10 protein-coding genes and 1 pseudogene are annotated in these 12990 nt (G+C 75.2%); 8 read left to right on the forward strand and 3 right to left on the reverse strand.

All coding sequences use genetic code 11. The annotated features are described in order from the left end of the window. Positions 1 to 53: 53 nt before the first annotated feature. Positions 54 to 944: an RNA polymerase sigma factor gene (locus ACZ4K2_RS14795; RefSeq protein WP_467478102.1), complete on the reverse strand. Its 891-nt coding sequence runs from the start codon at positions 942 to 944 to the stop codon at positions 54 to 56. 188 nt (positions 945 to 1132) lie between these two features. Here ACZ4K2_RS14795 and ACZ4K2_RS14800 point away from each other — a divergent pair, with 188 nt between their 5' ends. Beyond that, positions 1133 to 3058 (forward strand): cell division protein PerM, encoded by a 1926-nt coding sequence (locus tag ACZ4K2_RS14800; RefSeq protein WP_467478285.1) that lies wholly within the window; start codon positions 1133 to 1135, stop codon positions 3056 to 3058. Positions 3059 to 3064: 6 nt separating this feature from the next. On the opposite strand, the gene ACZ4K2_RS14805 is transcribed toward ACZ4K2_RS14800, so the two are convergent. Then, positions 3065 to 4123 carry a hypothetical protein gene (locus ACZ4K2_RS14805; RefSeq protein ID WP_467478098.1) on the reverse strand — a complete coding sequence of 353 codons (1059 nt, stop codon included), beginning with the start codon at positions 4121 to 4123 and terminating at the stop codon, positions 3065 to 3067. 279 nt (positions 4124 to 4402) lie between these two features. On the opposite strand from ACZ4K2_RS14805, the gene purN reads away from it, so the two are divergent. The 3 genes and pseudogenes from purN (at position 4403) to ACZ4K2_RS14820 (ending at position 7393) form a co-directional block, all read left to right on the forward strand. Continuing rightward, a complete protein-coding gene (gene purN, locus ACZ4K2_RS14810; protein ID WP_467478095.1) occupies positions 4403 to 5044 on the forward strand; it encodes a phosphoribosylglycinamide formyltransferase in 642 nt (213 codons plus the stop codon). Then, positions 5041 to 6603, forward strand: a complete 1563-nt coding sequence (gene purH / locus ACZ4K2_RS14815) for a bifunctional phosphoribosylaminoimidazolecarboxamide formyltransferase/IMP cyclohydrolase (protein WP_467478092.1) — start codon at positions 5041 to 5043, stop codon at positions 6601 to 6603. Before purN ends, purH begins: the two co-directional genes overlap by 4 nt. A 226-nt stretch (positions 6604 to 6829) precedes the next feature. Next, positions 6830 to 7393 (forward strand): annotated as a pseudogene (locus ACZ4K2_RS14820) (LuxR C-terminal-related transcriptional regulator). A 97-nt stretch (positions 7394 to 7490) separates the two neighbouring features. On the opposite strand, the gene ACZ4K2_RS14825 reads toward ACZ4K2_RS14820, so the two are convergent. Next, complete coding sequence (locus ACZ4K2_RS14825; RefSeq protein WP_467478090.1) at positions 7491 to 8096, reverse strand: hypothetical protein; 606 nt, start codon at positions 8094 to 8096, stop codon at positions 7491 to 7493. Between the two features lie 311 nt (positions 8097 to 8407). On the opposite strand from ACZ4K2_RS14825, the gene ACZ4K2_RS14830 reads away from it, so the two are divergent. The 4 genes from ACZ4K2_RS14830 to ACZ4K2_RS14845 all read left to right on the forward strand — a co-directional run bounded on the left by ACZ4K2_RS14830 (position 8408) and on the right by ACZ4K2_RS14845 (position 12820). After that, positions 8408 to 9262 (forward strand): bifunctional methylenetetrahydrofolate dehydrogenase/methenyltetrahydrofolate cyclohydrolase, encoded by an 855-nt coding sequence (locus ACZ4K2_RS14830; RefSeq protein ID WP_467478086.1) that lies wholly within the window; start codon positions 8408 to 8410, stop codon positions 9260 to 9262. Further along, positions 9252 to 9725: a DUF3017 domain-containing protein gene (locus tag ACZ4K2_RS14835; RefSeq protein WP_467478083.1), complete on the forward strand. Its 474-nt coding sequence runs from the start codon at positions 9252 to 9254 to the stop codon at positions 9723 to 9725. Before ACZ4K2_RS14830 ends, ACZ4K2_RS14835 begins: the two co-directional genes overlap by 11 nt. 206 nt (positions 9726 to 9931) lie before the next feature. Next, the gene (locus ACZ4K2_RS14840) at positions 9932 to 11455 is read left to right on the forward strand and encodes a helix-turn-helix domain-containing protein (RefSeq protein WP_467478081.1); all 1524 of its coding nucleotides are present in this window, start codon (positions 9932 to 9934) and stop codon (positions 11453 to 11455) included. 375 nt (positions 11456 to 11830) lie between these two features. Continuing rightward, a complete protein-coding gene (locus ACZ4K2_RS14845; protein WP_467478078.1) occupies positions 11831 to 12820 on the forward strand; it encodes a malate dehydrogenase in 990 nt (329 codons plus the stop codon). The last annotated feature ends 170 nt before the right edge of the window (positions 12821 to 12990 follow it).

The following is a 12990-nucleotide window of genomic DNA, read 5'->3' on the forward strand; positions in this document are numbered from 1 at the left end:
TTCCCCTGGTGGGGGAGCGGGCCTGCCCGCGTTCACGGCCGTGCCGGGAGCGCTCACCTGGTGTCCGGGGCGAGCCTCTCCGGACCGCTCGCCGCCGACCGGCGCAGCTTCGCGCGCAGCGCCTGCTCCTCCCGGGACAGCGGTCCCAGCCCCGCGGGGGGCGGCACGCCGTGCACCGCTCGCGCCGGGGCCACCGGTGCCTCGTACCGGGTCGGCGCGGTCCGCAGCGTGAGCGTCGTCGCGCCGATGATCGTCACCGTGAACGCGATGGCCGCCCGGGTCCAGAAGACGTTCCGGCGTTCGCCGCCGGTCCGGACGGCCGGCGGGCGGGCCGGGCTCAGCCGCTCGGACGAGGCCAGTTCGAGCAGCCGGCGGTGGAGCGCGGCCGGATCCGCCAGCTCCGGCACCCGCGCGGCCACCGCCTCCCGCGCACGCATCAGCCGGTTCGCCGCGGCCGGCGTGCTGGCCTCCGTCTCCGCCGCCGTCTCCGGCAGGTCCAGCCCCACACCGTCGTACAGGACGAGCGTGCGCCGGTACGACGGCGGCAGCGTCAGCAGCGCGCGCAGCAGTTCCCGGTCGGCGGGGGCGGCGGGCGGGGGCTCCGGGGACCGGTGGCGGGGCCGGAGGCGGTGCCAGGGGGAGAGCGCGCAGTCGTACGCCGCCGCCCGCACCCAGCCGGCCGGGTCCCGGTCCAGGGCCACCTCCGGCCAGCGCTGCCAGGCGAGCTGGAAGGCGCGCTCCACGGCCTCGCGGGCCAGTTCCCGCCGCCCGGTGAGCAGATAGGCCTGGCGGGCGAGGGCGGGGGCGCAGAACGCGTACAGCGCGTCGAAGGCCTGATCGGGCGTCAGGGTCCGGGCGCGGTCGGAGGCGGCGGCGGGGCGCCCCGGTTGCCGGGGGCCGGTGGCCGAGTCCGCCCGTGGAAGCGGCTTCTGATCGTTCGTCAACGGACGTGACCGGCGCAGACGCAGGCGTCCGCCCGGTGGCGGTGGCGGGCTGGCAGGGTTCTGCGTCGTCGTCACCATGCGTCCTTTCGTGCGAAAAAGAACATAAACATATATTGGGCGACACTTCGGAGGTTCGCCCGTTACAGCCGGAAGGCGCGTGTCGTTGGGAGCATGGCGGCGTGACCCGGATGACCGCTCGCCCCCCGTCGTTGTCGTCCCTGCGCTCCCGGCTGCGCGACCGCCCGCCCGGGTTCGGCGCGAGCGTGCTGAACGGCGCCGTGGCGGCCGGACTGGGCCTCGGCTGCCTCGCCGTGCTCGTCATGATGCTGTGGGTCAGCTCGCCGTACCCGGACAGCGGACCGGACGGGGCGCTGCGCGTCACCGCGGCGTTGTGGCTGCTGGCGCACGGTGTGGAACTGGTCCGCGGCAACACCCTCTCCGGCGCTCCCATGCCCGTCGGCATCACCCCGCTGCTGCTGTTCGCGCTGCCGGTGTGGCTGCTGTACCGGGCGGCGCGGGACGCCGCCGACGCGTCCGCCGAGCCGGACGCCCCGCCGCCGGTGCCGGCGCGCACCGCGTGGACGGGCGTGCTCGTCGGCTATCTGGGTGTCGGAATCGCCGCGGGGGTCTATTGCTCCGATGGTGAACCGAGGCCCCACTGGGGCTGGCTGACGGTGTGTCTGCCGCTCGTTGCGGCCACCGCGGCCGGTACCGGGGTCTGGTCGGCCTACGGGTACGCGCGCGAACCCCTGCTGAACGCGCTGACGGTGCTGCCGGAACCGGTGCGGCGCTGGGCGTCCGGCCCGGACGAGTGGGCCCGGCTGGTCGCGGCCGTACGGGCGGCCGCTGCCGCGACGGCGGTGCTCTGCGGGGGCGGGGCCCTGCTGACCGCGGTGTCACTGGTGTGGCACGGCGCTGCGGCGCGGGAGTCCTTCCTGCACCTGACGGTGGGCTGGACGGGCCGGTGCGCCGTGCTGCTGCTCGGCGTCGCGCTGATCCCCAACGCCGCGGTGTGGGCGGCATCCTACGCGCTCGGCCCCGGCTTCCTCCTCGGCGCGGGGCACCTGGTCGGCCCGTTCGCGTCCCACCCCGCCCCGGTGCTGCCGGCGTTCCCGCTGCTGGCCGCGGTGCCGGACCCGGGTGCCGGTACGCCCCAGCACTGGGTGGCGGGGCTGGTGCCGGCGGCGGCCGGGGTGACGGCGGGGTGGTTCGTGGCGCGCGCGGCCGTGGCGCCGGCGGAGCCCGGGGAGCGGGCGCGGGCCCGCTGGTCGGCCCTGCGGACCGCGGGGGTGGTCCTGCTGACGGCGGTGGCCTGCGCGGTGTCGCTCGCCGTGCTCGGCCTGCTGGCGGGCGGCGCCCTGGGCGTCGCCGCGCTGGCCCGCCTCGGCCCGCAGTGGTGGCTGACCGGGGGCGCGGCCGGGGCCTGGACCCTGGTGTTCGCCCTGCCGGTGGCGCTGATCGCGCGGGTTTGGCGGCTGCTGCGCCGACGCGCGCGCGGCGGTGGCGCGGTCCCGGAGCAGGAGGCGCAGGCGGCGGCAGCGGCGGGGCCGAAGGGCGGGCAGGCGGCCGTGCCGCCGTCACCCGGGGTACGGGCGGGGGTGCCGGCGCCCGCCACGGGGGCGGGGCCGCGGAGCGGGCCGGGAGCGGCCGGTGCCGGTGCGCAGGCGACGGCCGGCGGGCCGCGGGCGCAGGGCTGCGGGACCGGCGGCGAAGGCGCGGGCGGGTACGGCCGCACCGCCGGACGGGCCGCGGGCACGGGCGGGGACGCCGGTTCCGGGAAGGAGCCGCGTCAGGGCGGGGCGGCGCTGCCCGGGGGGCGGGCTTACGGGTCCGGGCGGACGGCGGCCTTCGCCGACGCGGCCGAGGCCGCGGAGGAGGAGCTGTACGACCTCGTGCCCGCCGAGGACCCGTTCCCGTCGCCGTTCACCGAGCCGTTCCCGGGGGACTGGCACGACGACGGCGCGCGGGCCTCCCGCTGGGCGGCCCTCAGGCGGGCCGCGGCCCCCGACGAGCCCGGCGCCGTCCCCCGGCCGTCCCCCGGAGCCCGACCGGAGGCCCGGCCCGGGCCGCACTCCGGCCCGCCTGCGGAGCCCCGGCCGGACTCCGCCGGGTGAGGGGCGTCAGTCGTTCTGCGACCCCAGGAGACCGCGCAGTTCGTGCGGCAGCAGGGTCTCGCAGGACTGCTTGGCCTCGTGGGTGAGGGCGTCGTCGACGCACGTGTAGTAGTCGCGGTAGGCGAGCTGGACGGTGAAGGTCGACGCGACCAGGACGAGGGCGAGGCCCCCGGTGACCAGGCCGCTGACGGCCGCCGTCCGCTGGGGCCGTCCGGTGGTGGCCGCCGGGGTGTCCGGGGCGTCCGGAGCGGGGCGGCGCGGCGTGGTGCGCAGCGCGCTGCCGCCCCAGTACAGGGCCAGGGCGCCGAGCAGCAGGGCCACGTACGGCCAGCTGAACAGCACGAAGAACACCGACCACATGCCGCAGAGCAGGGCGTACCGCGCGCGGCGCTGGGCCGGGTCCGTCGGGTCCCAGCGCGTGCCGGGGCCGGCCGGTCCGCCACCGGGGCCGCCCTGCGGTCCGCCGCCCGGCCGCTCGCCGAAGCCGCCGGGGGAGCGGCCCGGCTGCCGGTCGCTCCACTGGCCGCCCCACGGCGAACCGCCACCGGGCCCCTGGCCGGTGGGTCCGGCCACGCCCCCGGGCCCCTGCCCGGGGGCGTGGCCCGGGCCCTGACCGGGGCCGGCCTGCCCCTGTCCCGGAGCGCCCCAGCCCGGGCCGTGCCCGGGACCGTGCTCATGTCCGGACGGGCCGCCGGGGTGCCGCGGCTGCCACGGCCGGTCCGGCGCGCCCTCCGGCGGCGGCGCGAACGGATTCCCGTCCCGCGACCCGCCGTCCCGCCCGGAGCCGTCCTGCCCGGAACCTCCCGTGCCGGAACCGCCCCCGCCCGGGCCGCCGTTCGCGGAGCCGCCCTGGCCGGTGCCCTCCTGGCCGGAGCCGCCCTGGCCGGTGCCCTCCTGGCCGGAGCCGCCCTGACCGGTGCCGCCCTGACCGGAGCCGTCGGGTCCGCCCCGGGGCGTCCGCGCCGGGGGCGGGGTCGGACGTTCGCGCAGCAGCGCGGCGCCACTCTCGCCCCCCTGGGCCGGGCGCGGCGGGAACGTGAGGAGTCGCAGGCTGCGATCGGGCATCAAAAGAGCGTCTTCCCCTAGGTGACTACGGCCGTCAGACGTGAGCGTCCACCCCGTGAACGCACCGCACGACGACCGCGTTCCCGGGGTTGCTCTTCCGTGATTCCTTGCGAACGCTACCTGCCGGGCCGCCACCCGTCCCGAGGGGCCCTCACGCAGTGCCGGTATCGTTGCTGGCGGTCGGCCGCTTCGTAGACTTCCCCGTAAACGGGGGAGCGAGGCATTCGTACGATGGCACAAGTCGGCCGTACACGCACCGCAAACCCGAGAAAGGGCCCCATGGTGGCCGCCACCTCCGCCGGCCCGGCAGCCAGGCGCCTCGTCGTGCTGGTATCCGGCTCCGGCACCAATCTCCAGGCGCTGCTGGACGAGATCGCCGCCCTCGGCGCCGAGGCGTACGGCGCCGAGATCGTGGCCGTCGGCGCCGACCGTACCGGTATCGAGGGGCTGGCCCGCGCCGAACGCGCCGGGATCCCGACCTTCGTGTGCAGGGTGAAGGACCACGCCTCCCGCGAGGAGTGGGACGCCGCCCTCGCCGCGGCCGTGGCCGGGTACGAGCCCGACCTCGTCGTCTCCGCGGGCTTCATGAAGATCGTGGGCAAGGAGTTCCTGAGCCGCTTCGGCGGGCGCTTCGTCAACACCCATCCCGCCCTGCTCCCCAGTTTTCCCGGCGCCCACGGCGTCCGCGACGCGCTCGCGTACGGCGCCAGGGTCACCGGCTGCACCGTCCACTTCGTCGACGACGGTGTCGACACCGGGCCGATCATCGCCCAGGGCGTGGTCGAGGTCCGGGACGAGGACGACGAGAGCGCGCTGCACGAGCGCATCAAGGAAGTCGAGCGAAGGCTGCTCGTCGAGGTCGTGGGGCGGCTCGCCCGCAACGGCTATCGCATCGAGGGACGAAAGGTAGTTATCCAGTGACCGCCGAGAGCAACAAGCGGGCCATCCGTCGCGCACTCGTCAGCGTGTACGACAAGACCGGCCTGGAGGAGCTGGCCCGCGGGCTGCACGAGGCCGGTGTGGAGCTGGTCTCCACCGGGTCCACGGCCGGCCGGATCGCCGCCGCCGGCGTCCCCGTCACCAAGGTCGAGGAGCTGACCGGCTTCCCCGAGTGCCTGGACGGCCGGGTGAAGACCCTGCACCCCAAGGTGCACGCGGGCATCCTCGCCGACCTGCGCCTGGACAGCCACCGCGAGCAGCTCGCCGAGCTGGGCGTGGAGCCGTTCGACCTGGTCGTCGTCAACCTCTACCCGTTCCGGGAGACCGTCGCCTCCGGCGCCTCGCCCGACGAGTGCGTGGAGCAGATCGACATCGGCGGCCCTTCGATGGTCCGCGCCGCGGCCAAGAACCACCCGTCCGTGGCCGTGGTGACGAGCCCCGGGCGGTACGCCGACGTCCTCGCCGCGGTGCAGGACGGCGGGTTCGACCTCGCGGCCCGCAAGCGCCTGGCGGCCGAGGCGTTCCGGCACACCGCCGAGTACGACATCGCCGTCGCCTCCTGGTTCGCCTCCGCGTACGCCCCGGCGGACGAGTCGGCGTTCCCGGAGTTCGTCGGCACCACCCTGGAGCGCGCGCACACCCTGCGCTACGGCGAGAACCCGCACCAGCCCGCCGCCCTCTACACCTCCGGCGAGGGCGGGCTCGCGGCGGCGGAGCAGCTCCACGGCAAGGAGATGTCGTACAACAACTACACGGACACGGACGCCGCCCGCCGTGCCGCGTACGACCACGCCGAGCCCTGCGTCGCCGTCATCAAGCACGCCAACCCCTGCGGCATCGCGATCGGCGCGGACGTCGCCGAGGCGCACCGCAAGGCGCACGCCTGTGACCCGCTGTCCGCGTTCGGCGGCGTGATCGCCGTGAACCGGCCGGTCAGCAAGGAGATGGCCGAGCAGGTCGCGGAGATCTTCACCGAGGTCATCGTGGCGCCGGACTACGAGGAGGGCGCGCTGGAGGCCCTCACCAAGAAGAAGAACATCCGCGTGCTGCGCTGTCCCGACGCCCCGGCCCAGCCGGTCGAGATCAAGCCGATCGACGGCGGTGCGCTGCTCCAGGCCGCCGACCGGCTCCAGGCCGAGGGCGACGACCCGGCCTCCTGGACGCTGGCCAGCGGCGAGGCGCTCACCGGCGAGGAGCTGGCGGAGCTGGCCTTCGCCTGGAAGGCGTGCCGCGCGGTCAAGTCCAACGCGATCCTGCTCGCCAAGGACGGCGCCTCGGTCGGCGTCGGCATGGGCCAGGTCAACCGCGTCGACTCCTGCAAGCTGGCCGTCGAGCGGGCCGGCGAGGAGCGGGCCCGGGGCGCCTTCGCGGCCTCCGACGCCTTCTTCCCCTTCCCCGACGGCCCCGAGATCCTCATCGCGGCCGGTGTCCGGGCGATCGTCCAGCCGGGCGGCTCGATCCGGGACGAGCAGGTCGTGGAGGCCGCCACGAAGGCGGGCGTGACGATGTACTTCACCGGCACGCGGCACTTCTTCCACTGATCCGGCGGCCACCGGCCCCGTGGCGGCATCCCGTGTGGTCCCGCCCGTCGTCCGACGGGCGGGACCACACGTGTGTCCGGGGCGGAGCCGTCCGCGCGGCGTGCGAGAGGTGAGTTCTTCCCACCGGCTCCGCCCCCACCGCCCCGCCGCAACGAGGACCGAACGACCCGGCGGGGTGCGCACCGAGGGGGAGCGAGTCGCATGGGCACGGTGACGATGGAGACCCGTGCGCATTGTCCTCACCGAGGACCACGTCCTGCTGAGGGACGGGCTGATCCGCGCTCGGCACGTGCCGCCCGGACGCCGCGGTCGCCGACGTCCGGCTCCCGCCGGCCTTCACCGACGAGGGGCCGCGCGCCGTCCTGGCCGCGCGCCGGGAGAAACCCGGCCTGCCGGTGCCGCTGCTCTCCCGGTACGTCGAGCCGCTCCACGCCCGCGCGTTGCTCGGCAGCGGCGGGCGGGGCGTCGGCCACCTGCTGAAGGACCGCGTCACCGACGGCGCCCGGTTCCCGGACGCCGTCCGGCGGCACCGCCCTCGACCCCGAGGCCGTCGCCCGGCTGCGGCTCCGCAAGGCGCGCGCCGTGGCCGTCGGCAGCCTCTGCGCCCGCGAGCGCGAGGTGCTGGAACTCGGCGCAGGGCCGTTCCGACGCGGGCATCGCGCAGGGCCTGTTCAGCACGGAGAAGGCCGTCGCCAAGCACATCGGCGACATCTTCACCGAACTCGGCCTCCTCCAGGCGGACTCCGACAACCACCGGGTGCCGGCCGTCCTGGCCTGCGTGGACCAGTGATCCCGCCGCGGCGCACGGGGCCCGCGGAGACGACGAGGGGCCGTGTCCCGTCCGGGCGGACGGGACACGGCCCCCGAGTGCCGGGTGCGCCGGCGGTTCAGTACCGCGGGCGGTTGAACCAGGCCGAGGCCGAGCCGCTGACCATCGACGCGAGGATGATGCCCGCCACGGCCAGCGAGATCAGGCCGCCGAAGGTGCCAGAGCCGTTGGCGCCGTTCACGACGTTGCCGATGCCGCCGAGGATCATCAGCGCCGAGTAGACGATCGTGGTGACGCGGATGCCGTTTCCGCCGTTCTTGAACTTCACGCCCAGGAAGATCGACAGCGCGCCCAGACCCACCAGCAGCGCCGCGATGAGGAAGCCGAGCCCGGCCAGCCCGCCGGTGCTGTCGCCGGAGCCGACCCCGTTGGACACGTCCTGGGCGGCACCGATGACGGAGCCCACGAGCAGACCGAACAGGAGCTGGAAGCCGGCCAGGATGAACAGCAGCACCCGGGCGGTCTTCATCAGGCCCGGCATCTCCATCGGCACGCCGTAGCCGGGCTGCCCGAGCGGCGGGGCGGCCGGGTAGCCGTAGCCGGCCTGGCCCTGGGGGGCGGCGGGGTAGCCGTAGCCGGGCTGGCCCTGTGGCGGCTGCGGCGGGTAGCCGGGCTGCTGACCCTGCGGCGCGCCGTAGGGGTTGTTCGGGTCGCCAAAGCTCATGGCGGTCTTCCTCCGTTGCGTTGCTCAAGTGCGGGGACGACACGCGGCACGGTTCGGAGGAGAGTTCTACAGATGCGGTCCGTCCCCCCGGCACTGTCCGCGGCACTGTCCGCTCATCGTTCTTTAGCATGCTCTTACTTGTCCAGCCGGATACGCCAGGCGTTGTGCAAGTGCAACATCACTGATCAAGCCGTGACACCCGGATGGGAACCGGGGCCGGTTCATCCGCGGGGACCGGATCGGAACCGGGGCCGGTTCGTCCGCGGGGACCGGATTGGAACCAGGGCCGGTTCATCCGCGAGGATGGGACCATGACCGCCCAGATTCTCGATGGCAAGGCCACCGCAGCCGCGATCAAGTCCGATCTGACCGCCCGCGTGGCGGCGCTGAAGGAGAAGGGCGTCACGCCCGGCCTCGGCACGATCCTGGTCGGGGACGACCCCGGCAGCCAGAAGTACGTCGCGGGCAAGCACCGCGACTGCGCCCAGGTGGGCATCGCCTCCATCCAGCGGGAGCTGCCGGGCACGGCCACCCAGGAGGAGATCGAGGCGGTCGTCCGCGAGCTGAACGAGGACCCCGCCTGCACCGGCTACATCGTCCAGCTCCCGCTGCCCAGGGGCATCGACGAGAACCGCATCCTGGAGCTGATGGACCCGGCCAAGGACGCCGACGGCCTGCACCCGATGAACCTCGGCCGCCTGGTGCTCAACGAGCCCGCCCCGCTGCCCTGCACCCCCAACGGCATCATCAGCCTGCTGCGCGCGCACGGCGTGGAGATCAAGGGCGCGGAGGTCGTGGTCGTCGGCCGGGGGGTCACCATCGGCCGCCCGATGCCGCTGCTGCTCACCCGGCGCAGCGAGAACGCCACCGTCACCCAGTGCCACACCGGCACCCGCGACCTCGCCGGCCACCTGAAGCGGGCCGACATCATCGTCGCGGCGGCCGGCTCCCCGCACCTGATCCGCGCCGAGGACGTCAAGCCGGGCGCGGCCGTACTGGACGTCGGCGTCTCCCGCAACGCCGAGGGCAAGATCGTCGGTGACGTCCACCCGGACGTCACCGAGGTGGCCGGCTGGATCTCCCCCAACCCCGGCGGCGTCGGCCCGATGACCCGGGCGCAGCTGCTGGTCAACGTGGTCGAGGCGGCGGAGCGCAGTGCCGGCTGAGGACACCCGCGGGCACGCGGAGCCCACCGTGCGCGACGCCGTCAGCGCCCCCGACGCCGAGGGGCGCGCGCGCCGCGTCACCCGCCGCTTCCCGCTGTTCACGCGGGACACCGCCCGGCCCGAGGGCGGCGGCCGGGCCGCGGCCGGCGGCGCCCCGGCGCCCGCCCGGCAGTGGCCGATGCTCGCCGTCACCGGCCTGGTGGCGGTCGGCCTGCTGGTGACCGCGCTGGACTCGTTCCGGCCGGGCACCCTGCTCATCGGGGTCGCGCTGCTGGGCGGCGCCGTACTGCGCTGGCTGCTGCCGAGCGTCGGCATGCTCGCCGTGCGGTCCCGCTTCACGGACATCGTCACCTACGGCGCCCTCGGTCTGGTGATCTGCCTGCTGGCGCTGATGATCCAGCCCGATCCCCTGCTGAAGCTGACGTTCCTCAAGGACATCCTGCACTTCACGCTCACCAAGTAGCGCACGCGGTACGGCAGTCGGCCCGCGCCTCCCCCTGGGGCGCGGGCCGGCCGCCGTACCCCCTCCCGGTGCCGCGGCGGCCCCGCGCCGTGCCGGGCGTGTGCACCCCGCCCCGGGACCTGTAATCCTTGGTCAGCGCATCCCCGTGGGTGGCCGGGGAACCTGCGCGGGATCGACAGCACGACCGGGGGAAGAGGGGGAAACCCATGCCTCGTTGGAAAGCCCTGCCGGAGGATCTGGACCCGCAGATCAAGGAGTTCACCGGCCGGCTGCGGCAACTCGTGGACCGCGGCGGGCTGGGCATCGCGGCACTGGCCGACCGGACGGGTTACAGCAGGACGTCGTGGGAGCGGTACCTGGGCGGCGAGTTGCTCGCTCCCAAGGGCGCGGTCATCGCGCTCGCCGAGGCCACCGGCGCCGAGGCCGGCCAGCTGACGACCCTGTGGGAGCTGGCCGAACGCGCCTGGCACCGCTCGGAGATGCGGCACGACAGCACCAGGGACGCCCTCCGCGTCGCGCGGACGCGGGCCGTGGACGGTGAGGCCGGGGCGGTCCCGGAGCAGGGCGCCGGACCGGCCGGCCGGCGCGGGGGAGGGGCCGCGGCGGCACCGGGGGGCACGGGCCCCGCCGGTGCCCCGCCGGCGCCCCCCGCCCGTCCGGCGGCCCCGGGGGGCGACGCCCCGGACAGCGCCCATGACAGCGGTCCGGGCGACGACGCGGGCAGCGCCGAGGACGACGGCCCGGCGGACGGCGATGCGGGCCTGCCCGTCAAGAACTCCTGGGGACTGGCCGGTTACCGGGGGCCGTCCCGGACCGGCACCCGCCCGAACGGCCCCACCGGCGCCACCGGCCCCACCGGCCTCTACGGTCCCGCCGGTGCCACCGGCCTGTACGGCCCCACCGGCTCCTACGGCCCCACCGGTGCCTCCTCCGGCCCCACCGGCGCGCCCCCGGGCCCGAGCGGCGCCCGCTTCGGCCCCGCCCGCGCCACCGGCGCCCGTACCGGCGCCCCCAACGGCCCTTCCGGCCCCACCGGCACCCCCGCCGGCCCGATCGGCATCCCCGCCGGCCCCGTCGGCATCCCCGCCGGCCCCGTCGGCAGCCCGTTCGGCCCCGCCGCCCCCGGCGCCGGAACCGGCGCCCGTCCCGCCGTCCCCGCCCCCGGCCCGTCCGGTACGGCCGGTACCGACGCCGTACCCGCCGCCCCGCGCCCCGGGCCGGCCGAGCGGTGGTCCGCGCGCCGCCAGCAGGTGACGATGTTCTGCGTGGGCCTGTTCGGCGTGCTCGCCCTCATCGGCGGCGTCTTCTACCTGACCCACCGGGGCGGCGACGGGCGGGCCGCCGGCGCCACCGCGTCGCCCTCCCCGTCGGCGCGGACCCCCACGAGCCTGCCGCCCGGCGTCAAGTGCACCGGGAAGTCCTGCGCGGGCAAGGACGCCGAGGCGATGGGGTGCAGCGGCGACCTGGTGTCCACGGCCAAGACCGCCACCGTCGGCACCACCACCCTGGAGGTCCGCTACAGCAAGACGTGCGGCACGGCCTGGGGCCGGATCACCGGCGGTTCGCCGGGCGACACCGTACGGGTCACCGTGGGCGGGGAGCGGCAGACGGGCGACATCACCGCCGTTGGGGACACGATCGGGTACACCCCGATGGTCGTCGTGCGCGACCCGGCGCTGGCCAGGGCCTGCGCCACGCTCGTGGCAGGTCCGACCGGCTGCACCGAGTGAGAGCGGGGCGGGGAGCGCGAGGCGGGGACCGGGGGAGGGAAAAATCCCGGAACGCACGCTTGGCGGGCCGGATCGTGGGCACGCGAACCGTACCCCCACGGGAGTCCGGTACACCGGTACCCCCCAACGGCGGCCGTCTCCGTCCCCTCCCTCTCCCGGACGACGGGCGGCCGCCTCCCGGTGCCGCCCGCCGATACGTCGCCGCACGTCCCGGCGGTCCCCGCTGATCCTCTTGTGGGGTGAGCCACACGGCCCCGGACGTCCCGTATCGCGGATGCGCGATAGCCTGACCGCTGGATCTCTCTTGACGCCAAGAGATCGATCATCCGTCCGGGGCAGGGACGCCCCACCGCCAGCTGTCATACGGAGAACGCCATGACCCGCACTCCCGTGAACGTCACCGTCACCGGCGCGGCCGGCCAGATCGGTTACGCCCTGCTCTTCCGCATCGCCTCCGGCCAGCTGCTCGGCGCGGACGTGCCGGTCAAGCTGCGCCTGCTGGAGATCACCCCGGCCCTCAAGGCCGCCGAGGGCACGGCCATGGAGCTGGACGACTGCGCCTTCCCGCTGCTCCAGGGCATCGAGATCAGCGACGACCCGAACGTCGCCTTCGACGGCGCCAACGTGGCCCTGCTGGTGGGCGCCCGTCCGCGCACCAAGGGCATGGAGCGCGGCGACCTGCTGGAGGCCAACGGCGGCATCTTCAAGCCGCAGGGCAAGGCCATCAACGACCACGCCGCGGACGACATCAAGGTGCTCGTCGTCGGCAACCCGGCCAACACCAACGCGCTCATCGCGCAGGCCGCCGCGCCGGACGTCCCGGCCGAGCGCTTCACCGCGATGACCCGCCTGGACCACAACCGCGCCCTGACCCAGCTGGCGAAGAAGACGGGCTCGACGGTCGCCGACATCAAGCGCCTGACCATCTGGGGCAACCACTCCGCCACCCAGTACCCGGACATCTTCCACGCCACCGTCGCCGGCAAGAACGCCGCCGAGACCGTGAACGACGAGAAGTGGCTGGCCGAGGACTTCATCCCGACCGTCGCCAAGCGCGGTGCGGCGATCATCGAGGCCCGTGGCGCGTCCTCCGCCGCCTCCGCCGCCAACGCCGCCATCGACCACGTGTACACGTGGGTCAACGGCACCGCCGAGGGCGACTGGACCTCCATGGGCATCCCCTCGGACGGCTCCTACGGCGTCCCGGAGGGCCTGATCTCCTCCTTCCCGGTCACCACGAAGAACGGCTCGTACGAGATCGTCCAGGGCCTGGAGATCAACGAGTTCTCGCGCGCCCGCATCGACGCCTCCGTCAAGGAGCTGGCGGAGGAGCGCGAGGCGGTCCGCGGTCTCGGCCTCCTCTGAACCTGACGTGGTGTGACCCCGGCGCCGGTGCGCTATAGTTGATCTCGCACCGGCCGCCGGGAAACCGGCACCAGGTGATGCGTTGGTGGTCCAAGGAAAGACGCCCCGCTTCCTGCGGGGAAATGCAGGTGCAAGGCCTGCCCGGCGCTCCGCGTACGAAGTCCCCTCCC

This window comes from Streptomyces sp. NPDC025833 (assembly GCF_055558055.1).